This is a genomic window from Allobosea lupini (assembly GCF_900109525.1).
Lineage (GTDB): Bacteria > Pseudomonadota > Alphaproteobacteria > Rhizobiales > Beijerinckiaceae > Allobosea > Allobosea lupini.
On the sequence record NZ_FOAN01000001.1, the window covers coordinates 545898 to 567545 of the forward strand.

The 21648-nt window shown below is 66.7% G+C and carries 15 protein-coding genes; 4 read left to right on the forward strand and 11 right to left on the reverse strand.

Annotation, left to right across the window (positions count from 1 at the left end):
* Positions 1-3: 3 nt before the first annotated feature.
* Positions 4-1557: an ABC transporter substrate-binding protein gene (locus BMZ21_RS02690; RefSeq protein WP_091829499.1), complete on the reverse strand. Its 1554-nt coding sequence runs from the start codon at positions 1555-1557 to the stop codon at positions 4-6.
* An 11-nt stretch (positions 1558-1568) separates the two neighbouring features.
* Positions 1569-2894 (reverse strand): M20 family metallopeptidase, encoded by a 1326-nt coding sequence (locus tag BMZ21_RS02695; protein ID WP_425285393.1) that lies wholly within the window; start codon positions 2892-2894, stop codon positions 1569-1571.
* Between the two features lie 135 nt (positions 2895-3029).
* Between BMZ21_RS02695 and BMZ21_RS02700 the strand changes: the two genes are divergently transcribed.
* Positions 3030-3842 carry a GntR family transcriptional regulator gene (locus BMZ21_RS02700; RefSeq protein ID WP_091829501.1) on the forward strand — a complete coding sequence of 271 codons (813 nt, stop codon included), beginning with the start codon at positions 3030-3032 and terminating at the stop codon, positions 3840-3842.
* Positions 3843-3853: 11 nt separating this feature from the next.
* On the opposite strand, the gene BMZ21_RS02705 is transcribed toward BMZ21_RS02700, so the two are convergent.
* From BMZ21_RS02705 to BMZ21_RS02750, 9 genes are all read right to left on the reverse strand, one after another.
* The gene (locus BMZ21_RS02705) at positions 3854-5251 is read right to left on the reverse strand and encodes a mannose-1-phosphate guanylyltransferase/mannose-6-phosphate isomerase (protein ID WP_091829503.1); all 1398 of its coding nucleotides are present in this window, start codon (positions 5249-5251) and stop codon (positions 3854-3856) included.
* A 150-nt stretch (positions 5252-5401) separates the two neighbouring features.
* Positions 5402-6829, reverse strand: a complete 1428-nt coding sequence (locus tag BMZ21_RS02710; protein WP_244543663.1) for an HlyD family type I secretion periplasmic adaptor subunit — start codon at positions 6827-6829, stop codon at positions 5402-5404.
* Positions 6826-8565, reverse strand: a complete 1740-nt coding sequence (locus BMZ21_RS02715) for a type I secretion system permease/ATPase (RefSeq protein ID WP_091829505.1) — start codon at positions 8563-8565, stop codon at positions 6826-6828. The genes BMZ21_RS02710 and BMZ21_RS02715 overlap by 4 nt, the downstream gene beginning before the upstream one ends.
* Positions 8566-8826: 261 nt before the next feature.
* Positions 8827-11280: a right-handed parallel beta-helix repeat-containing protein gene (locus tag BMZ21_RS02720; protein WP_167561498.1), complete on the reverse strand. Its 2454-nt coding sequence runs from the start codon at positions 11278-11280 to the stop codon at positions 8827-8829.
* Between the two features lie 587 nt (positions 11281-11867).
* Positions 11868-14036 carry a GumC family protein gene (locus tag BMZ21_RS02730; RefSeq protein ID WP_091829509.1) on the reverse strand — a complete coding sequence of 723 codons (2169 nt, stop codon included), beginning with the start codon at positions 14034-14036 and terminating at the stop codon, positions 11868-11870.
* Positions 14037-14131: 95 nt separating this feature from the next.
* Entirely contained in the window at positions 14132-15607 is a 1476-nt protein-coding gene (locus BMZ21_RS02735; protein ID WP_091829511.1) for an exopolysaccharide biosynthesis polyprenyl glycosylphosphotransferase, read from the reverse strand.
* Positions 15608-15650: 43 nt separating this feature from the next.
* Positions 15651-16661: an NAD-dependent epimerase/dehydratase family protein gene (locus BMZ21_RS02740; RefSeq protein WP_091829513.1), complete on the reverse strand. Its 1011-nt coding sequence runs from the start codon at positions 16659-16661 to the stop codon at positions 15651-15653.
* A gap of 106 nt (positions 16662-16767) precedes the next feature.
* Complete coding sequence (locus BMZ21_RS02745) at positions 16768-17529, reverse strand: WecB/TagA/CpsF family glycosyltransferase (RefSeq protein WP_091830526.1); 762 nt, start codon at positions 17527-17529, stop codon at positions 16768-16770.
* A gap of 32 nt (positions 17530-17561) precedes the next feature.
* Complete coding sequence (locus BMZ21_RS02750; RefSeq protein ID WP_091829515.1) at positions 17562-18548, reverse strand: UDP-glucuronic acid decarboxylase family protein; 987 nt, start codon at positions 18546-18548, stop codon at positions 17562-17564.
* Positions 18549-18941: 393 nt separating this feature from the next.
* Between BMZ21_RS02750 and BMZ21_RS02755 the strand changes: the two genes are divergently transcribed.
* The 3 genes from BMZ21_RS02755 (at position 18942) to BMZ21_RS02765 (ending at position 21618) form a co-directional block, all read left to right on the forward strand.
* Positions 18942-20168, forward strand: a complete 1227-nt coding sequence (locus BMZ21_RS02755) for a polysaccharide biosynthesis/export family protein (protein WP_167561499.1) — start codon at positions 18942-18944, stop codon at positions 20166-20168.
* Between the two features lie 142 nt (positions 20169-20310).
* Positions 20311-20745: a hypothetical protein gene (locus BMZ21_RS02760; RefSeq protein WP_143079638.1), complete on the forward strand. Its 435-nt coding sequence runs from the start codon at positions 20311-20313 to the stop codon at positions 20743-20745.
* A 3-nt stretch (positions 20746-20748) separates the two neighbouring features.
* Positions 20749-21618: a methyltransferase, TIGR04325 family gene (locus tag BMZ21_RS02765; RefSeq protein ID WP_091829521.1), complete on the forward strand. Its 870-nt coding sequence runs from the start codon at positions 20749-20751 to the stop codon at positions 21616-21618.
* The last annotated feature ends 30 nt before the right edge of the window (positions 21619-21648 follow it).

Sequence of the window (21648 nt, forward strand, 5' to 3'; positions counted from 1 at the left end):
GGCTCAGCCGCGCTTCGGCGCCTTGGCGCCGAGCGAGACATGGTCGAGCCGGAAGACGGCGCCGCGCGGATGCAGCTGATAGCCCTCGACCCAGTCGCGCTGGGCGCCGAGCAGGTCGAAGAAGGCCGGGATGATCGAGGGCACCTCGGCATTCATCAGCTTCTGCGCGTCGGCATAGAGCGCGCGGCGCTTGGCCTCGTCGACCGTTGCCCTCGCCTCGAACACGAGCTTGTCGAAGGCCGCGTTGTTCCAGCGCGTCTCGTTCCAGGCGGCATTGGAGGTGTAGAGCAGCGAGAAGATGGCGTCGGCCGTCGCCTGCATGTTGTAGAAGCCGACATAGAACGAGCCTTTCTTCCAGACCTGGTCGAGATAGGTCGCATGCGGCATGGTCTCGACCTTGATGTCGAAGCCGGCGGGCTTGGCCATCTCGCGCAGCGCGACCGCGAGCTGGGTGCGCTGGCCCGGCCGGTCGGAGGCGATCAACGTGGCCTCGAGACCTTTCGGATAACCGGCTTCGGCGAGCAGCGCCTTGGCCTTGGCGATATCGGCCTTCTTCAGCGGCTGCTCGGCATAGAAGCGATAGGCCGGGTTGAGCGGCGTATCGTTGCCGGCGGAGCCGAAGCCTTCGGTGACGAAATCGACCATCGCGACGCGATCGACGGTGAGCGCCAGCGCCTGGCGTACGCGCACGTCATTGAACGGCTTCTGGTCGCAGCCGAAATTGACATTGCAGAACTGGCCCGAGGGCACGCGCAAAGCCTTCACACCGGACGCCTTCTGCAGGCGCCCGAACTCGGTCGGCGGGGTCGTGGTGATGAGGTCGGTATCGCCCGAGATCAAAGCGGAAGCCTCGGCGCTGACGTCCGGGTAGACCACCACCTCGATCCGATCGAGATAGGGACGCTCCTTGTCGTAGAAGGCGTCGTTGCGGGCGACGACGATCAGCCGCTCGGGCTCGAAGGAGACGAGCTTGAACGGGCCGGTGCCGACCGCCTGGCGATCGAGTTTCTCCAGCCCGCTTTTGATCACGGCGGCCGGCACGATCTTGGCGTTGGTATAGGCCAGCGTCACCGGCAGATCCGCAAAGGGCGCCGACAGGCTGAACACGACTGTGCTGTCGTCCTTCGCCACCACCTTGGCGATCGGCCCGACATTCTGGCGGGCGGGCGAAGCGGTCTTGGCGTCGAGGATCGCCTCGAAGGTCGCGACGACGTCGGCGGCGGTGCAGGGCGAGCCGTCATGAAAGGCCAGGCCCTTGCGCAGAACGAAGGTCCATTCGGTCAGATCGGCGGAATTCGTCCAGGATTCAGCGAGATCGGGCTCGGCACTCATGTCGAGCTTGAGCCGGGTCAGGCCGGAATAGAGCAGTTCGGCGACGAGATATTCCGGGTTCACCCGGGTGACGAGCGGGTTGAGCTTGGCGACCGCCTGGTCGACGCTGACGCGAAGCGTGCCGCCGCGGCGCGGCGCCTGGGCGAAGGCCGGTAGGCCGGAGAGGGCTAGGCCGCTCAAGGCTGCGGAGGCGACGAGGAAATCGCGACGATGGATGCTCGGCATGGGGCGCTCCTTCAGCTCTGGGACGGCGGGGTGTCGGGGTTGAGATCGGGCCTGAAATCGGCGGCGAGATAGGACAGCACCGCCTGCGCCAGCGAGACGATGTCCGGCACCGTCGTGTATTCGCCGGGCGAATGGATGTTGCGGTCGGGCCGGCCGAGACCTCCGAGCAGAACCTCCTGCTGGCCGGTCGCGCGTTGGACCCAGCCGAAATCGGAGCAGCTCGCCGCCCCCCAGCGCCGGAAATCCTCCGGCGCGTAGCCGAAGCCCTTCCCCATCGCCGCTTGCCAGCGCGGCCAATGCGCGCCGGCCGGATCGGCCGTCGGCATGAGATGGCCGACCAGAGTGGTCTCGACCGTGAGGCCGGGGACTGTGGCCGCGCTGCGGCGGATCACCGCCTCGATCTCGGCCAGCGCCTTCTCGAAACGCTCCTCGGGGGCATAGCGGCGGTTGATCGTCAGCTCGAGCAGAGCCGGAACCTGGCCCCCGGCCGTGCCGCCTGCGATCGCGGCGAGATTGAGCTGGGCAGCGAGCGGCGGCTTGCCGGGCGGCGGCGGCAAGGCGGAGATCCGGGTCGCGACCTGTGCCTTCAGCGCCATCAACGCGTTGAGCAGCGGCAGGGCGCTCTCTATGGCGTTGAGGCCGGAGCCTTTGCGGTTGCCCTCGCCGGCATGGACGGCCTGGCCATGGATGCGCACCAGCAGGTTGAACAGGCCGAAGCAGCCGGCCCAGATCCGCGCCTCGGCGCTGCCGTTGAAGTCGAGGATGTGAGCTGGAAGCTTGCCCTGCTCGGCGAGATAGCGAATGCCGGGATAAAGGCCGCCCTCCTCGTCGGTGCAGAACAGCAACATCGGGTCATAGGCGAGCGCGACCCCGCAGGCCCGCGCCGCCCGTAAGGCCAGGAGGATCGCGGCGATGCTGCCCTTCATGTCGGCGGCGCCAAGGCCGATCAGGCGATCGCCATCGCACTGCATCCGCAGCGGGTCGGTCCCCCAGCCAGCGGCAGCGGGCACGGTGTCGACGTGGAAATACAGGCCGCAGACTGGCCGATCGCCGGGGCGGCTGGCGATCAGGTTTGTGCGCGGCCCAACGGCCGGGCCGTTCGGCACCTGCCACAGCGTCTCGGGCACGGTCACCCGTTCGGTCGCGAAACCGAGCGGCGCGACGAGGTCCTCCATCAGCCCGGCGAACTCGTCATAGCCCTGGCCCGGCGGAAAGGAGGTGTCGACCGCAATCATCCGGCCGAGCTCGGCGACGGCGCCATCGACATTGGCGGCGATCCAGCCTTGGGCCTCGGCCAGCGCTGTATTGTCATACAGCAGGGATGCAGGCGCGGTCATCGCTCAGCCGGACGACGCGACGCTTGTCCAGCGCCGGTGCGATCTGCGATGGAGCCGTCGACAAGCCGCAGTGGGCAAGGCCATTTGCGGATACCTCTTTTTCATATAAACTATATAGAAATAGGAACGAACGGCATGCCTCCTGTCAATGCCAAAAAAACGACGGCAACTGCCGTCGGAACGGGCAACGGCTCCGGGGCCTCGGCGCCGACGCTGCCGAATTTCGGCGCTGCGGAGGCCGCGCCGCTCTATGAGCGCGTGAAGCGGCACATGTCGGAGGCGATCCTCGTCGGCGAATGGCCGCCCGGCATGGTGCTGCCGAGCGAGACCTCGCTGGCCCAGGGCTTCGGCATCGCCGTCGGGACGGTCCGCCGGGCGATGGCCGATCTGGTGGCGGAGGGGCTGCTGACGCGCCGCCGCAAGACCGGGACGGTGGTGACCGGACGCACACCGCATCACAGCCTGCGCTTCGTCTTCCAGTATTTTCGCCTGCACCGGGCCGATGGCAGCCTGGTGCGCTCGACCAGCCAGTTCCTCAGCGTTGAAGCCCTGCCTGCCACGCAGGCACAGGCCGAGGCCCTCCAGATCAAGGCCGGCGGCGTGATCCGCGTCCATCGCATCCGCCATGCCGACGGCCACCCGGTGATGCACGACAAGCTGGTGCTGGCGCAGGAGCGGCTGCCGGACTGGCCGCGCGACATCGCCGAGCTGCCGCCTCTGCTCTATCTCCATCTGCTCGAGCGCTACGGCATCCGGATTTCAGCCATGCGCGAGCAGATCACCGCCGACATCGCAAGCGCGGAGGACGTCGCGCTGCTGGCACTCGCCGCCGGTGATCCGGTGCTGACGATCGACGAGGTCGCCTATGACCAGGCCGGAGTTCCCACGGTCCTCGGCTGGCATCGCGCCACGACGCGAGCCCACATCTACGTCAACGAGGTGCGGTAACCACGGCGCTTTCAGCAGCGCTGATAGATGTCCTCGATGCGGATGATGTCGTCCTCGCCGAGATAGGAGCCGACCTGGACCTCGATGATCTCGAGCGGAATCTTGCCCGGATTGGCCATGCGATGGACGCAGCCGATCGGCAGGTAGATCGCCTCGTTCTCATGCACGAGGATGGTCTCGTCGTCGCGCGTCACCTGCGCGGTGCCGCGGACCACGACCCAGTGCTCGGCGCGGTGATGGTGCTTCTGCAGGGAGAGGACGCCGTTCGGCTTGACGGTGATGCGCTTGACCTGATGGCGCTCGTCGAGATCGACGGAGAGATACTTGCCCCAGGGCCGGTGGATCTCGCGATGGCTGGCGGCTTCCGGCTCATGGTTCGCCGCAACCAGCGCGACAATGTCCTTGACCTTGTCGGCCTTGGCTTTCGACGTCACCAGGATGGCGTCGCGGGTCGCGATGACGGCGACATCGTCCAGGCCGACGATGGCAACGACGGCATCCTCGGAGCGGACCAGATTGTTCGTGCCATCGAGCACGTAGCCGCGTCCCTGGACGACGTTGCCGTGCGCGCCCTTCTCGGAAAGCTGCCAGACCGCGGTCCAATTGCCGACATCCGACCAGCCGAAATGGCCGGCGATCACCGCTGCGGTATCGGCCTGCTCCAGCGCTGGGGGCTCCGCTGCAATCGCCGGCAGTTCGGCGGAAGCGTCGGTTTCGAGCATGCGGATGCCGAGACTGGCCCCGTTCGCGTTACCGTTGCCGATCGCTCCCCTGGCGGCAGCCTGAAGCCTCGTCCGCATCGTCGCCGCGTCGAAGACGACATTGCCGGAGTTCCAGAGGTAGCCTTCGGCGAGATAGCGCGCCGCCAGCGCCGCATCTGGCTTCGCCGCCACGTCCTCGACCCCGCGTACGCCGTCGGCGATCTCCGTTCCCGGCCGGATGTAGCCATAGGCAGTCGCCGGATGGCATGGAGGTATGCCGATCGCGACGATACGGCCCTGTGCGGCGACCGCGGCGGCTCTCGCGCAGGTTTCGACGAAGAGCTTGCCGTCCTGCACGACATGGTCGGCCGGAAAGATGCCGACAAGCGCCGTCTCGCTGCGGGCAAGGCCGAGCTCGGCCGCGGTCGCCGCGGCGGAATCAGCCCCGCGCCCGGCGGGCTCCAGCACGATCTCGGCGCGCAGGCCGATCGCCTGCAACTGGTCGGCGATGGTGAAGCGCTGGTCCCCGTTCGTCACCACGATCGGCAGATCGAACACATCGGGATCGGACAGCAGCCGAAGCGTGCGCTGGAAGGAGGAATCCCGGCCGAACAACGGGATGAACTGCTTCGGCATCGTCTCGCGCGCGATCGGCCAGAGGCCGGCGCCATGTCCCGTGCACATCACGACCGGGATGATCTTGGGCATAGGTTCGGCTCCCCGAAAGCGGCTGCTGATCGCGCCGCAATACTGGAAGAGAAACCTGCGGGCTCAAGCGGCCATCTCGGCTGATCGGCCGAGCGAAGTTGCCGTGCCGCAGGGCGATCGGCTCCTCCGATCGCCCTACCCCGTCCGCGCTCACTCCTCGCGGAAGCTCGACCGCATCGAGTCGGTCAGCGGCTGCATCAGATAGGCGATGGCGGTGCGCTCGCCGGTCGGGACATAGACCTCGGCCGGCATGCCGGGCCTGAGCTTGGCCCTGACCTTGGGCGGGAAGCCCGAGGCCGAGACGCTGACGCGCAATTCATAGACCATCTGCTGCAGGACATCGTCGCGCAGCGCATCGGCGGCAACCGATTTGACCTCGCCGACGGTGAAGGGCGTCGCCCGCCCCTTGAACGATGGCAGGCGAACCTCCGCGGCCATGCCCGGATGCAGGTTGTTCACGTCCATCGGCGAGACCTTGGCGGTGACTATCAGCTCGTCGTCCTGCGGCACGATCTCCATCAGTGTCTCGCCCGGCTTGACCACGGCCCCGACGGTATGGATCTTCGAAGCCACGACCCGCCCGGCCCGCGGCGCGCGGACTTCGGCGCGCGCCAGCACGTCCTCGGCGATCCGCAGCTTCTCGCGGGCATCGGCGAGCTTGACCCGGCATTCGGCAAGCTTTGTCGAGGCCTCCTCGGAGGCTTTCAGGCCGATCTGGCTCATCTGGAGCCGGATCTCGTCATTGGCGACGGCAAGCCTTGCCAGATCGGCCTCCAGCGAGCCGATGCGGCCCTGCAGTTCTGTCAAAGAGCGCTTGAGCGGGTTGATCCGGGTCGAGGCGACAAACCCTTTGTCGGCGAGAGGCCTCAGGCTGGTCAGCTCCTCGTTGATGCTAGCGGCCTGGCTGATCGCGGCCTCGCGCTGCGCTTCGTTCGACTGGTACTGCTTTTCGGACTGCGTCAGCCGCTCCTTGAGGATCGAGACCTCCAGCTTCTGCGTGGACTGCCGTTCCTTGAACAGGCGCTCCTGGTCGAGCATGACCCGGCGCGCCTCCTTCGACTCAGCGGTATCGAGCAGTTCGCTCGGGAAGGTGATGCGGTCGAGGCGGTCGATCTCGGCGGTGAAGCGCGCCTCCTCACCCAGGGCCTGCAACACGATCAGCCGCGCCACGCTGCGCTGCGCCGCCACCTGCGTCGTATCGAGGCGCAGGAGGGTTTCGCCGGCCTTGACGTCGGCCCCGTCGCGCACCGCGATCGCCTCGACGAGCCCGCCCTCGAGATGCTGCACCGCCTTGCGATCGCTCTCGACGACGATGCTGCCATGCGCCACCACGGCGCTGTCGAGCCGCGCGGTCACCGACCAGAGGCCGCCGGCTCCCAGCGCGAGACCGACCACGACATAACCCTTGCGCACCGGGGCGCGCCAATCGCCATCCCCCTGCGCAGGCACGCTCGTGCGCTGGAGCCATTGCCTCGCGAACGCGAGCAGAGGTTCGAGATGCCGGCGCCAGGGCAGCCGGTTCAGGACGGATTTCATTGTGTGCGGGACGAGCTTCAGCTTGTTCAGGACGGAGTTCATCGACGTGCCCACCTTGCTGCCGAGAGCGGCTCGACCTGTCCCGTCTGACCGCGCTGTGGCGGCTGGATGCGTGCGCCATTGCCCGGCTGCAGCAGCACCGGCAGGATTTCGTCGCGCCCGCCGACCCTGACGGCCTGGCCCTTCTGCATCAGGATGATCTTGTCGACCTGCGAGAGCAGCTGCGGGCGATGGGTGATCACGACGACGATCGCTCCGGCGTCGCGCAGGCCAGCCAGGGAGCGCGCCAGCGCGGCATCGCCATCCATGTCGAGATTGGCGTTCGGCTCGTCGAGCACGACCAGCGCCGGCTGCCCGTAAAGCGCGCGCGCCAGCCCGATGCGCTGGCGCTGCCCGCCGGAGAGGGTTGCCCCGCCCTCGCCGATCTGCGTCGCATAGCCGTCCGGGAAGCCCTGGATCAGCTCATGCGCGGAGGCCGCCGAGGCGGCCGCGACGGCGGCCTCGTCGGTCGCGTCGGGATCGAAGCGGGTGACGTTGTCGCGCACGCTGCCGGCGAACAATTCCACGTCCTGAGGCAGATAGCCGAGGATGCGCCCGCGCTGCTCGTCGGGGAAATGCCTGATGTCGTTTCCGTCGAGCCGCACCACGCCATGGGCCGGGGACCAGACGCCGACCAGCGCCCGGGCCAGCGACGACTTGCCGGAACCGGTCAGCCCGACCACGGCAGCGATCTCCCCCGGCTCGACTTCGAACGAGACATTGTGCAGCAGCAATGCGTTCCCGTTCGGGCTGCGCACGCTCAGGCCTTCGACCCGCAGCGAGCCGGCCGGATTCGGCAAGGTCATCGGCGTCGCATCATCCGATGGCGCCTTCAGGCTCCGGCTCAACCGCTGCAAGGCGCTGCGGGCGGAGACGAAGCTCTTCCATTGGCCGACGGCGCCCTCGATCGGCGCGAGCGCGCGGCCCATGATCAGCGATGCCGCGAACATCGCGCCGGCCGCGAGGTTCTGGTTGATCGCGAGATAGGCGCCGACGCCAAGCACCGCGCATTGCAGCGTCAGCCGCAACAGCTTCGTCGCGGCCAGCAGCGTCCCGCCCCAATCGGCCGCGGCCGTATGGTAAGCCAGCGCCTGGCCACGCTGCCGTTGCCATTCGGTTCGGATCGGCTGGCCCATGCCGAGCGCCTTGATGACCTCGGCGTTGCGCAGCGAGGCTGTCAGTCGCTCGTTTGCGCCATGGCCGAGCTCCGAGGCGCGGATCAGCGATCCCTTGGTGACGCGCTCGTTCAGCAGGGCCACACCCAGGATCGCGATGGCGCCGAGCGTGGCGACGGCACCGATCGCCGGATGCAGGATGAAGCAGAGGGCGAGATAGATCGGAATCCAGGGCGCATCCATCAGCGATGGCACCAAGCTGCCCGACAGCGTCGCCCGCAATGTCTCGACATCGCGAATGGGCAGGGTCGGCGAGCCCTTCGCGTCGAGCGCACCGTGGAAGGCGGCTTCGAAGGCAGGCTCGGACAGCGCCTTGTCGACGCACAGACCGAGCTGGACCAGCGCTCTGCTGCGGAAATGCTCAAGCGCGGCATAAGCCGCAAACAAGGCCAGTACGATCAGCGACAGCATGACCAGCGTGGTGCCGTTCCGGCTGGTCAGCACCCTGTCGTAGATCTGCATCGTGTAGAGCGGGGAGACGAAGACGAACAGGTTCAGCACGAAGGAAAGCCCGAACAGCGATGCGAATGCGGGCGTCAGCTTGCGAACCGTTTGCGAGAGCATGTCCGTCGGTTTCCTTTGGCGCAATTGCAGCCGTCGACGCCGGCGTATCCGGGCGGGCGGCAATCATTGGAAGAGGAAGGCGAGGCCCCCGCGAAGCTCGCCGCGGAGAATGGCGACCCGGCCGCCATGGCCGGGTCGCCTCGAGGCAGCGGCCAGATCGCCGTGCGGCCTAACGGACACAAAATGGCGATCTGGCCGCTTGTTTCGGCACCGGATTTCCCCGAAAAGTCGATCCCGCTTTTCGGTCCGATGCTCCAGGCGCTACCAGTGCCAGTGCGAGAGCTGGCTGTGGCAGTGGTGGTCGTTGTCGTCGTCATGGCGCGACTGGCCCCCTCGCCAGTCGTTGCGGCCACCACCGCCGGTATCGTCGTCGTTGCTTGCCTGACTGTCCCGCGACCCGTTGCGGCCGCCGCCATGGTCGTCGTCACCACGACGCGATGAGCCGCCATCCCAGGACCAGCGGCCGCCGCTGAGGCCGCCCCAGCCACCATGGCCGCCCCAGCCACCACCTCCGGAATTCGACGGCGTTTCCGCGTCCGTCCCGCCCGTGCCGGTATCGACATCGGGGATGGTGATCACGTCCGGGTTCCCGCTGCCCGGTTCGGAGGTGTCGGGCGTCGTGCCTTCCCCGGTCGCCGGAGTCGTCGGCGTCTCCTCGCTCGGCGTCGACGGCTCGGCCGTCACCGGAGGCGTTTCGTTGCCGGGCTCGGAGGTGCCAGGCGACGTGCCTTCCCCGGTGGCCGGCGTCGTCGGCGTTTCCTCGCTCGGCGTCGACGGCTCGGCTGCCACCGGCGGCGTTTCGGTGACCGGCTCGGAGGTCGTCGGCGGCGTGCCGCTGCCGTTCCCGCTCGACGGCGTCTCGACCTCGGGCGAGGTGCCGGTCAGCGCCGAGCCGACCGAGTCGAACGGCACCGAGTCGATGCCATGCGCCTGCGCCACGGATCCCGACACGAAGCTGTAGTCGCCATTCGCCGCATCGGTGAAGCCGGCCTGGCTCGTCTCGGTGCTGCCGGAATCGCCGCCCTGGCGCTGGAAACTCGCCAGCGAGACGTCGGCAATGGTCAGCTCGCCACCGTCCGGGTTGTAGTAGACATTATCGTGGATCAGGCTCGGATCGGTCTGGTCGGTATCGATCGTGTTGCTGCCGTCTCCGGAGACCTGGATGAAGTTGTTGTAGGTCTCGTTGCCGTCGATCGGATTGCCGTCCGCCTCGATCGTCGAGATCCCGTACTTGCCGTTGTCGAGCAGCGTGTTGTCGTGGATCTCGTTGTTCGAGCCGCCATGGACGAGAATACCGCTGAACGTCGTCCCTTGGACGAAGTTGCCGTAGATCTGGGCATTGCTCGCCATGTTGTCGAGATAGATGCCTGAGCTCCAGTCCTCCGCAAAGCCGCCATCCTTGGTGTTGGTTCCACCGGTGTCGACGATCGTGTTGTAGCGGATGATGCTGCCGTCAGCGCCGGAGTCATCGGCCGAGAACAGGTAGATGGCGCCCGTATCGGGCGTCTGCTGTCCGGAATGGCGGATATCGTTGTACTCGATCGTGTTGCCGCCGGACTGGTTGTCGGGATCGTAATTGACCTCGGAGATGCCGAAGCGCGGCACGTTGGTGATCGTGTTGTGGTCGATCTGGTTGCCCGCAGACTCCTGCATGTCGATCGAGCCGTACTGGACGTACACCTCGTTCGAGTGGTCGACGGTATTGTTGGTGATGCGGTTGTCGCTGGTGCCGGCCGTCATGGCGATGGCGCTCGACCAGGTGTGCTCGAAGCTGTTGCTCGAGACGGTATTGCCGCTGCTGTCGCCGTGCAGGGCGACGCCGACGCCGACATTGACGAACTGGTTGCCGTCGATGACCACGCCGTTGGCGTCGTTCACCTCGATCGCCGCGGTGGTCGGGTCGCCCGAGCTCGAGGCGGTGTCGGTAAAGGTGATGCCCTTGACGGTGACGTTGTCCGCTCCGTCGATGGAGATGATGCTGTGGTCGCCGGAGACGACGCCGCCCTCGCCGGTGAAGCCGTCCGGAGCCTTGTAGGAAATGGTCTGCGTCTCGGCATCGTAGGACCATTCGCCGACATTGTCCGGCGTGTCCTGGGATACGTAGTAGCGGCTCGCGGCGCCGAGATCGTAATTGGCCTCCGTGGTGAAGGTCATCACATTGCCTTCGACCGAGGCGATGGTCAGCACTTCGCTGGCATAGCCGTTCTCGGTGTAGACCGTGACGGTGTCGCCGGCCTTGGGTTGCTCGCCGTCTGGGTAGTCCGAGGGGTCGAACGCCATCGACTTCTGGGCGTCGTATCCTGCCGGGAGGTCCTGCCCCCAGAGCCAGCCGCCATGAACGGGATCGTTCGGATCGACGTCGGGGTAGCGGCTTTCGGTCTGCTTCTCGCCGTTGACGGTGAATTGCTGGACGTCCTGCGCATCGACATGGGCCGTCCAGATGCCGTCGGAACCTTGCGTCCAGCCGCTGACCTGCGTGCCGCCGCTGATCACGACGTTCTCGCCGGACATCGCCACGATGGAGGAGCCGGAATCGGCGGAGGTCAGCTGCAGAGCATCGTCCACATAATAGGTACCTCCAGCGATGTAGACCGTGTCGGCACCATTGCTCTGGTGCATGGCTTCGACCGCCCGCTCCAGCGTCTGGAAAGATGAATTCTCATCCAGACCCGTATTGCTGTCGCTTCCGGTGGTCGAGACGTAGAATGTGGCCATAAAGGGGCTCCTTTTTTGGCTGCAACACATTAAGTGATCGCTGCCTAGATACCCTTGAGGCCTGATTCGGTGCTACCTAAACCGGCGAGCCCTTACTCGTAAGGATTAGTCCGAACGGACTAATCGTCTTGTTTTGGTTCAGTATATCAATGGATTAATTCTTGGCGTCGCCCGCCTCATCCTGTTGACGGATTGGCCTCATACGACCCGAGGCAGTCGTTTGCCTCACAGATCGGGCCCTCAAATGGCCTTATTCTCGAAACCAGAAGGCGAACTCGCCGCCTAAGTCAACGCGGTCGGGTCCGCCCCGGTTCCACCGTCTGAATGACAGACCGTCAGATGATGGTCGCAGAACCTGGCACTTGCAGCCAGGCGATCGACGTAGATCCGGAAGGCCGCCAGCGTTGCGACCGGGCGCTGACAGCCGTCGCAGATGACCAGCGCCTCGGGTGACAGCTCGCTCGGCAGGTGGACAGCGGGCGACCCGCACTCCTTGCAGCTGAACCCGCCCCCCGTCGATGGCGCCGGCGAAGATCCGCCGAGATCGGGCGCTGCAAGCAGCGCTGCATAACGATGCAAGCGCCGGCTCATGCCGAGGCCTGATAGAAGGACTTGTAGTTGCGATAGACCCGGCCGCGGTCGGAGACGTCGTACCGGCCCTGCTCTTCGAGATCGACGCCGTTGAGCACGACGCCCGCGACATCCAGACCGAGCTTGCCGAGATGATCGAGCGTCGCCGACACGGTGCTCTTCAACGTGTCGTTCCATCTGACCACATGCAAAACGGTGTCGGCGTGCTCGCGCAGCAAGGCACTGTCGGCGGAGAGCAGCACGGGCGCCACCTCGAACAGGATGACGTCGTAGCGCGCCCGCGCCTCGCGCAACATCGCCTCGAACGCCGGATTCGAATAGACGTTCTGGCTGTCGCGCAGGCCGGACGCGCGCCGGACCGTGGCGACCGGGCTCGTTCCCGGACCGCCGGCGTCGCCGACCTGCGGCAGGCACTGGTCGAGCAGCGCCTCGTGCGGAAAGTTCTGGCCGAGCAGCAGGCGCCGGGGCGAGCCGTCCACGACCAGGACCCGCTGACCCATCATCGCCAGCACGCGCGCCATGGCGGAGGCGACGAAGGACTTGCCCTCCCCCGGCGCCGACGAGGTGATCAGCACGAATTTGGGAGGATTGCTGGCCGGGAACAGCTCGGCCACCATCGAGCGCACCGCCTCCGCGAAGACCAGGCTCTCCAGCCCACCCGGATAATGCTCGAGATTCGGCAGAAGGCCGACGCAATTGGTCCTTGTCTCGGTGGCGAACTCGTTCTCGCTGCGGAAGCCGCGATCGCGCTTCTCCAGCAGGTAGGAGAGTCCTGCCCCGGCCATCAGCCCGCCCGCCATGGCCAGCCCCAGCAGCAGCGACGGCTTGATCGAGCTCGGCAGCGAGGGAATGTCGGCCGGCGCGACGATCTGGGCGATGATCGGCCGCAATTCGCTCACGGCGCTGGCCTGCTGGTGGGCATCCGAAAGCTGCTTCAGGCGGTCGCGTGCCGCCGTCGCTTCAGCCTGCAAGGTGCGCAGCTGTCCTTCCAGACCCCTCGCCTCGATAGACTTGGTCTGCAAGGCGGCGACGCGCTCGCGCAGCGCCGCCTCGGCATTGCGGGCGGCCTGGACGTCGGTCTCGATATTGGCGACGGATTGCGCCAGCTGCTTCTGCAGCCGTTCCTGCACCGCCGTCAGCGACAGCCTCAGCCGCTGCACGGCCGGATGACGCTCGCCCGACACCGCGACCATCTCGTCGAGCGCCCGGCGGGCCTTGCCCTCCTCGTCCAGCAACTGCTGGACCACTGGCGAACTGCCGAGATCGCTGGTCTGCGGGATGTTCCCGGCTGCAAGCGAGACCCGCGCGCGCTGCAATCGGGTTTCCTCGCCGAGCCGCGTGGCGGAGACTGTATTGAGCTGGGTCAGCATGTCGCGCAGCTGCTGCTGCTGGATGTCGGCGCCGTCCTGGCCGAGCTCGACGAAGCCGGTCCGTACCCGGAATGCCTCGATCTCCTTCTCGATCCGTCCCAGATTGGCGCGGGCCTCCTGCGCCTGCGCCCCGTACCACTGGCTGGAGCGCTGGGAGGCGTTCGCCGTGGCTTCCATCTTCCGGCGCAGATACTCGTTTCCGAAGGTGTTGACGATCAGCGCGGCGCGGTCGGGATCGGTGTCGCGATAGGTCAGCGTGACCAGATAGGCCTTGGTGTCGTTGCTGACGCCCAGCGACGCGAGCAGCCGCTGGGCGGCGATGTCGCGCTGGGTCGGCTCGGCGGCATCGCCGAAACCGGTGAGGTCGCGCAACGTCCTGCGCACAGCCGACGGAAAGATCAGTTCGGCCGCCCCCCCGAGAAGGCCGGAGGACTGCGTCCTTGTCTCCTGGTCGAGGCCAAGGCGCGCCGCGACGGCGCGCGCCGTCGCGAGCGAGCGGATGATCCGCGCCTCGCTTTCGACCAGCGTCGAGGCATCGAGCGCGACGCTGCTCGCCTTGCCGCCCCCGCCGCTGTCTTCGCGCGTGAAGTCGAATTGCAGCACCAGGTCGGCGGTGTAGCGCTGCGGCGTCACCATCAGATAGAGGGCCGCCATCAACATGACCCCGCAGGTCACTGCGGCGATCAGCAATCTGCGGCGCCAGAGCATGGAGAGGAAGTCGAAGGTCACCACATCATAGTGCCTGGCGAGCGTCACAGGCTGACGGGGGCCTCGCATATCGCTGAAGAGATCCATGGCCTGATGCCTCGCCTGCGGTTTCACCCGGGGATACCGATCGACCCGGCCGGCGCCTCGCGAGCGACCGGCTTCGGCTCAGATCGCCTTGCGTACTATTTCGCGCCGCGCCCGTGCAGAACGGCCGGGACCGTCTGCAGCAGCACGTAGAAATCCAGCCAGAACGACCAGTTGTGGATGTAGAAGCTGTCCTGCCGCTTCTGGACCACGAGATCGCCGTCGCTGCGATCCGTGACCTGCCAGAGTCCGGTCAGGCCGGGCGGCACGCTGGTGCGCAGCGCCTGGAAGGCGGTGTCGAAGCATTGGTTGTGATAGGCCGGGAACGGCCTGGGCCCGACGAGGCTCATCTCGCCGCGCAGGACGTTCCAGAGCTGCGGCAACTCATCCAGGCTTGTGCGGCGGATGGACTGGCCGATCCTCGGCAGGATCCGGGGGTCGTTCGACAGCTTGAAGAAGCGCTCCCATTCATGCCGCGCCGCGCTGTCGGCCTCCAGATGCGCAGCGAGCCGCGCCTCGGCGTCGACGTACATGCTGCGCAGCTTGTAGACCTTGAAGACGTGGCCGTTACGGCCGATCCGCGGCTGGGCATAGAAGGCGGGCCCGCTGTCGACCGCCTTCACCGCCAATGCGAGCACCGCGATCACGGGCAGAGCGAGAAGGGCGAGCGGGATCGCGACGACGAGGTCGAGCACCCGTTTCAGGCGCAGGTTGCGCGGCATGTGGATGGCGCTGCGCAATTCGAGGCCGAGGAGCCCGCCCATCGCCCGCAATTGGGGATTGAGGACCTGCAGCATCGAGGCGTCATGGACCACGAAGATCTGGCGCAGCGGCAGGCGAGCCAGCCAGTCGGCCTTCTCGACATGGAGATCCCCCGAGGCGCAGAGCGCGACCTCGATGCCCGGCGAGATGATGTTGGCCTGGCCGCGGGTGATCACCGGAAGGCCCGCAGTCTCCAAAGCCTCAGTGAGCACATCGGCCTCCTCGTCGGTGAGGATGGCGACCGGCTTCAGGCCGAGCTCCGGGTGCAAAGCCAGATCGCGCGCCAGGGCGAGGCAGGCCGGCATGGTCCCGTAGAGCACGGTCGGGGCGGACCAGAGATCGCGCCGCACCAACGCACCACGGACCAGCGCTTCGACATAATAGCCGAGCACGACCGACAATCCGGCGCCGGCGACCACGAAGCCCCAGAGATGGCTGGCGGGATCATCGACCGCCAGCCAGGTGAGCACCACGGCAGCCGCGACGATGTTGCCGAGCGTGCGCCGGCGCAAGCGGTCGACCGGCTCGGCCCGATCCGAGCCATAAAGCCTGAAGCCGCCAAGGGCGCCGCACAGCGACAGGGCCCAGACCAGCATCAGGCTCGCCATATTGGTGTCGGTATCGGACGCGGCCATGGCCGCGCCCAACTGAAGCAGTCCCATGACGATGGTCAGCGTGACGAGGTCTCCGACCATCAGAGCGGCAGCGACAAGCCGCCGCCGCTCGGCTGGCGTGACATTGGCGCCGAGCGGCCGGCCCGGCTTTGCCATGCCGACCGAGGCGGGCACGACAGTCGTGACTACATCCGGCATGACATACTCCAGGGATCTTGCTCGGCCAGGCGGAAAGGCGGCGCTATTGCGCCGCGATCGTCGGAATGTGCGCGATGCCGGCCTCGCGCTCGGCCCGCGCTTTCACCTCGCCCGAGATCCAGGCATAGGTCGGGATCAGCCCCTGGCTGAGATGGATCGACGGTTCCCAGCCGAGGACCTCGCGCAGGCGGTTGTTGTCGCTGTTGCGACCGCGCACGCCTTGCGGACGATTGGTGTTGAAGCGCTTATGGATCGTCTTTCCGGAGATGCCGGCGATGATGTCGACCAGCCCGCTGACATCGACCAGCTCGTCCGTGCCGAGGTTGAGCGGCCCGGAATAGTCAGAGCGCATGATGCGGTAGATGCCCTCGACGCAGTCGTCGATGTACATGAAGGAGCGGGTCTGCTTGCCGTCGCCCCAGACCTCGATCGTCTCGCCCGACTTCGCCATCGCGACCTTGCGGCAGATGGCAGCCGGCGCCTTCTCCTTGCCGCCGTCCCAGGTGCCGAGCGGCCCATAGACATTGTGGAAGCGGACCAATCGGGTCTGGAAACCGTAGTCCTGCGTGAAGTATTCGCACAGTTTCTCGGTGTAGAGCTTTTCCAGCCCGTATCCTGGTTCGGGATCTGCGGGGAAGGCATCGTCCTCCTTCAGCGGCACGACCGAGGGCACATCCTGGAGATATTGCGGATAGACACAGGCCGAAGACGAGAACAGGAAGCGCTGGACCTTGGCGTCGTAGGCCGCCTTCAGCATCTGCGCGCTGATCATCGTGTTGTTGAAGGTGATCGAGGCGTGCGCGCCGGAGATGTAGCCGATACCGCCCATGTCGGCGGCGAGATTGTAGACCTCGTCCATGCCCTGGACCGCCTCGCGGCAATCGTCCATCTCGCGCAGGTCCAGGATGCGGAACTCGTCCGCCGCGCTGGCTTGATACTCGGGGTCCTTGATGTCGACCCCTCGAACCCAATAGCCGCGATCCTTGAGGTAATTGACAAGATGGAAGCCGATAAAGCCGCCAGCACCGGTAACCAGCACAGATTTCTTGGACATTACTTCGCTCCACTGAAGAATGGAACTCAGTGATAGCGTTTTTATCTTTTTAAATCAGGTGGTTAAACGGAACTATAACCCTTTTGGGACTAGTTATCTGTTGGGGTTAGATCGACCTCTTCGAGCCAGCAGCGAGCACGGTCTTCTGCCGGAGCAGTTGCAGACTGGCGCCGAGCATGAAATGCGGTACGATCTTGCCGTAGCGGCGCCAGAGCCGCCGCGGTTCCGAGAGCAGCCTGAACAGCCATTCGAGCCCGCGCTTCTGCATCCAGGCCGGGGCCTGGCGCTTGGTGCCGGCGAGGAAATCGAAGGCGGCGCCAACGCCGATCATGACCGGCGCCTCGATCCGGTCGAGGTGCGCCGCCATCCAGTATTCCTGCTTGGGCGTACTGAGCCCAACCCAGACGATGTCCGGCTTGGCGGCGTTGATCATGCGCACGATCTCCTCGTCCTCCTCCGCCGAGGAAGGCCGGAAGGGCGGCGAGAAGGTGCCCACGACGGCGAGCCCGGGAAAGCGCGCGGCGAGACGCTCGCGCAGGCGGTCGGCAAGGCCGGGCGCGCCGCCGAAATAGTACTGGCGATAGCCCTTCTCGGCCGACAACGCCGTGAGCCGCAGCATCAGGTCCGGGCCGTAGACCCGCTCGGTCCGGTCATAGCCGAGCTTGCGGGCCATCCAGACCAGCGGCATGCCGTCGGGCGTTGCCATCCCCGCGCGCTCATGGATCGCCATGAGCCTGGGATCCGACTGGCTCTCGATCACGCCGTGGACGCCGGTGATGCAGACATAGTTCCGATCTTTGCGGGCTATCCAGCCTTCGACCGCGCCGAGGGCGTCCGCCATGGTGATGGCACTGACGTTGACGCCCATGATGCGGGCGCGGGGAAGCGTGCCGTCCTGCGTCACGAGTTCGCCCTCGCGACCTCGACCCGGCGCACGGGGTCTTGCATCCTCGACAGCACGCCTTCGAAATAGGAGATTGTCCGCTTCAGCCCGTCCTGCAGGGACACCTTGGGCCGCCAGTGCAGCAGCTCCTGCGCCTTGCTGATGTCGGGGCAGCGCTGGCGCGGGTCGTCCTGCGGCAGCGGCCTGAACACGATCGGCGAGCGCGAGCCGGTCAGCGAGATGATCAGATCGGCGATCTCGGCCATGGAGGTCTCGACCGGATTGCCGAGATTGACCGCGCTGTCCAAAGGCTGGGTCACGTTCATCAGCCGCATCAGGCCTTCGACCAGGTCGTCGACGAAGCAGAAGGCGCGGGTCTGGCGGCCATCGCCATAGAGCGTGATCGGCTCGTTGCGCAGCGCCTGGACGATGAAGTTGGAGACGACGCGGCCATCCTCCAGATTCATCCGCGGTCCGTAGGTGTTGAAGATGCGGGCGACGCGGATCTCGACGCCATGGCGCCGCTTGTAGTCGTAGAACAGCGTCTCGGCGCAGCGCTTGCCTTCATCATAGCAGGCGCGCGGCCCGCTGATGCTGACGAGCCCGCGATAATCCTCGACCTGCGGATGGACGTCCGGGTCTCCGTAGATCTCGCTGGTCGATGCCTGCAGGATCGGGATGCCGAGCCGCTTGGCCATGCCGAGCATGTTGATCGCGCCGAGGACGCTGGTCTTCGTGGTCTGCACGGGGTCGCGCTGGTAATGCACCGGCGAGGCCGGACAGGCGAGATTGTAGATCTCGTCGACCTCGAGATAGAGCGGGAAGGTCACATCGTGCCTGAGCGCCTCGAAATTGGGCAGGCCGAGCAACGCCGTCAGGTTCTCGCGGCGCCCGGTATAGTAGTTGTCGACTGCGATCACCTGGTGCCCCTGGGCGACCAGCCGTTCACAGAGGTGGCAGCCAACGAAGCCGGCGCCGCCAGTGACGAGGATACGCTTCTGCATGTCTGAGCTCCGCCGGATCGTGCACGGGAGGGAGCCAAAAGCTTTGCTGCAAGCGCCGCCTTCTCAAAGGACGCTTTTGGGAGGTGAGCGCCTCGGCGCCAACAAGGAAGGGCTACTCCCAGGCGACGCGAACGGCACCCCCGCCCGAGGATGGCTGCCGCGCTCGACAATGGGATTAATCCGGTAGCGACACGCCTTGGCCCGAATGCCAATGCGGAAAGTGGCCCTGCCCTGACATCCTGCCGGCATCGCATCGCCCCTCTGCGGGCAAGACGGTCGGAGCCGGCTTTGGGCACGTCAATCCACCCTCGGAAATCTCACCATGCCTCGCGCGCCGTGGCTCTCGCCGCCCCGTCGGGATGGCATCGGCTCCAGCCGCTCATCCTGGCGCTGGTGGCTTGGACACTCATCCTGGTCGCGACCGTCTCGGCCGCCGAGCGCGAGGCGGCCGAGACGCTCTCGATCGGCGACAAGGTCACGATCTCGGTCTTCGGCCAGACGGACCTTTCCGGCGACTTCGTCCTCGACGGCTCCGGCGCGGTCAACATGCCGCTCGCCGGGCGCATCAAGGTCGCAGGCCTCACGGCGATGGAGGCGGAAGCAAGGATCCGCAGCGGCCTCATGGACGGTTACCTCAAGGATGCCGTGGTCAGCCTGCGGATCGCCGAGCTGAAGCCGGTCTACATCATGGGCGAGGTGCGCTCGCCGGGAACCTATCCCTTCCGGCACGGGCTCAACATCCTCGCGGCGGTCGCATTGGCCGGCGGCTATCGGGTCGGCGACGAGTCGATCGCCGTGCTCAAATCCGAGCTCCTGCTCGCCGACGAGCGCGAGCAGCTGCTCACCGCCTCGCTGCAGACGCTGACGGCACGCCGCCAGCGCCTCGAAGCCGAGCGCGACGGCGTCAAGCAGCTCGTGGCCGATGCACGAAGCGCAGGCAGCGCCCAGATCCTGGCCGGCGAGCAGGAGATCCTCGACTTCCAGCGGCGGGCCCGCGAGGGCGAGCGTGACTTGCTGAGCCAGCAGGTCGCGCGGCTCCAGTCCGAAAAGGCCGCCCTGACCGAGCAAGCCCGACTGGTCGAGAGGCAGGTCGAGCTGACGCGCGAGCAGTCGACCGAATACAACAAGCTGGCGACGACCGGCCATGGCCTGCGCACCGTCCAGGTCGAGCGCGAGCGCGACTATGCCCGCACGCAGGGCGAAGCGGCGCGCCTGAGGGCAGAGCTGGCCAAGAGCGAGACGGCGCTCGGCGAGCTGACGCTGCGGCTGCGTGAGCTCGACACCACCTATATGCGCCGCGTCGTGCTTGAGCTGCAGGACACCCGGCAGAAGATCCTCGAGGTCGAGCGCAGCCTGCCGACCGCGCGCGAGATCGCCGAAAGCCGGCGCCGCCGGGTGGTGGCGAGCCAGGGCTCCGGCGCCGCAGCGGATTGGGACATCAGGATCACGCGGCAGGCCGGCCTCGCGCCGGTGACGCTCCATGCGAATTTCGAAACCACCCTTCAACCCGGCGATGTCGTCCAGGTGAACCCGAAGACGCGCGCCGCGGAGAGTTCCATTCCCGGGGAGGCGGCAAAGACGCCGGTACGCCAGCTTACCGGCCTCGCCAGCCAGCAATGACCCCGTCACGGCTCGAGCCGGCCGCGCCGCCATGCCTGAAAGGGCAGCTGTCGACGACGCCGAGCGCGATCCAGTTCAATGATCGGGCGATCTCGAGGCGAGGGCGAGAGCAAGCCCTCTCCCGGCCAGGACGGAGGCAGTCTTGACGAGTTCGGAGAAGCACAGCCGGGATGATGGCAGCAGCGCACGCACCGCCCCCTTGCTTCCGGCGGTCCGGAACTCCGCCTTCGCGAAGCACTGGCTCGCTATCGACGAAGGCGGCGCGGAGCTGACCAAGGCCGTGTTCGGTGCACCCGCGCGGCGGGCACCACCCCCGCCAAATCCGAACAAGGCGGCACAATCCTCGACCTCTTCCACACCCGCCTCGCACAGCGCGCCGGCCCCTTCCCGCCTGCGGGCGACCGTCGCCCTGCTGCTGCTCGTCCTGGCCGTGCTTTTCGCCACGCCTGCCGCCAGGCTGCTGGGCTTCGCGCCGCGGCCCGAGCGGGCCGGCACCGCCGAGGTCTCGCCGCGCGGCAAGGCGCCGCCCCTGAAACCGAGCCCTCGCCCCGAGGCGAAACGCGCCGGCGAGGCCTGAGCGATGTCCGCCAGCGCCACATGGCAACAGAGCCTGCGCCTGACGGTTCGCACGGCCTCGGCGCACTGGCCCGGCATCGCCCAGCTTCGCCGGAAGCTCTACGAGGCCCGCTTTCGCGCCGGCCGCTATCACTGCGGCTACAGCGGCAGGTTTGCCGGCTTCGAGGCGGCCGAGCGCGCCTTGCCGACCGGCTTGTCCGGCTTCGATCATGACGCTATGGCGGACATCGCCCACTACACCACCATGGCCGGCGGAATCGAGCCGATGCCGGCGACCGAGTACCCCTTGCTGTTCTGGCTGCGCGGCGCGCTCGACGAAGGCGCCCGGACGCTGCTCGATCTCGGTGGCTATGTCGGGCACGCCTTCCGCCAATACGATCGGTATCTCGGCTTTCCCGATGACTTCCGCTGGACCGTTTTCGACCTGCCGCACATCACCCGGGCAGGACAGGCGATCGCCGCACGGCAGCCCACGCCACGCCTGCGCTTCACCAACAGCGTCGACGACGGCTGCGGCATGGAGATCCTGCTCGCGGCGGGTTCGCTGCAATACCTGCCGGAGAACTATCTGCACGAGCGGCTGAAGGCCTGGCCGAAGCGCCCCCGGCATCTGATCGTCCAGCGCACGCCGCTCCACGCGCGACACTCATTCGTGACGATCCAGTCGGTGATCACGCGAACAGGCCAGGTCTCGTTCTGCCCCTACAGCGTTCCGGCGCGCACGGCCTTCATCGATGGCCTGCTCGCGCTCGGCTATGAGCTCGTGGATTCCTGGGAGAAGCCCCGCAGCCTCGATGTGCCCTTCCATCCGGAATGCCATGTCGAGACCTATTCAGGGCTCTACTTCCGGCTACAGCATCCGACCGAAAAGTGAGATCCACTTTCGGAAAATCCGACGTGATAA

What these genes read in the sequence shown, in the direction of transcription:
- BMZ21_RS02690 (WP_091829499.1), bottom strand. Translation starts at nt 1,557, where the DNA reads ATGCCGAGCATCCATCGTCGCGATTTCCTCGTCGCCTCCGCAGCCTTG.
- BMZ21_RS02695 (WP_425285393.1), bottom strand. Translation starts at nt 2,894, where the DNA reads ATGACCGCGCCTGCATCCCTGCTGTATGACAATACAGCGCTGGCCGAG.
- BMZ21_RS02700 (WP_091829501.1), top strand. Translation starts at nt 3,030, where the DNA reads ATGCCTCCTGTCAATGCCAAAAAAACGACGGCAACTGCCGTCGGAACG.
- BMZ21_RS02705 (WP_091829503.1), bottom strand. Translation starts at nt 5,251, where the DNA reads ATGCCCAAGATCATCCCGGTCGTGATGTGCACGGGACATGGCGCCGGC.
- BMZ21_RS02710 (WP_244543663.1), bottom strand. Translation starts at nt 6,829, where the DNA reads ATGAACTCCGTCCTGAACAAGCTGAAGCTCGTCCCGCACACAATGAAA.
- BMZ21_RS02715 (WP_091829505.1), bottom strand. Translation starts at nt 8,565, where the DNA reads ATGCTCTCGCAAACGGTTCGCAAGCTGACGCCCGCATTCGCATCGCTG.
- BMZ21_RS02720 (WP_167561498.1), bottom strand. Translation starts at nt 11,280, where the DNA reads ATGGCCACATTCTACGTCTCGACCACCGGAAGCGACAGCAATACGGGT.
- BMZ21_RS02730 (WP_091829509.1), bottom strand. Translation starts at nt 14,036, where the DNA reads ATGGATCTCTTCAGCGATATGCGAGGCCCCCGTCAGCCTGTGACGCTC.
- BMZ21_RS02735 (WP_091829511.1), bottom strand. Translation starts at nt 15,607, where the DNA reads ATGCCGGATGTAGTCACGACTGTCGTGCCCGCCTCGGTCGGCATGGCA.
- BMZ21_RS02740 (WP_091829513.1), bottom strand. Translation starts at nt 16,661, where the DNA reads ATGTCCAAGAAATCTGTGCTGGTTACCGGTGCTGGCGGCTTTATCGGC.
- BMZ21_RS02745 (WP_091830526.1), bottom strand. Translation starts at nt 17,529, where the DNA reads ATGGGCGTCAACGTCAGTGCCATCACCATGGCGGACGCCCTCGGCGCG.
- BMZ21_RS02750 (WP_091829515.1), bottom strand. Translation starts at nt 18,548, where the DNA reads ATGCAGAAGCGTATCCTCGTCACTGGCGGCGCCGGCTTCGTTGGCTGC.
- BMZ21_RS02765 (WP_091829521.1), top strand. Translation starts at nt 20,749, where the DNA reads ATGTCCGCCAGCGCCACATGGCAACAGAGCCTGCGCCTGACGGTTCGC.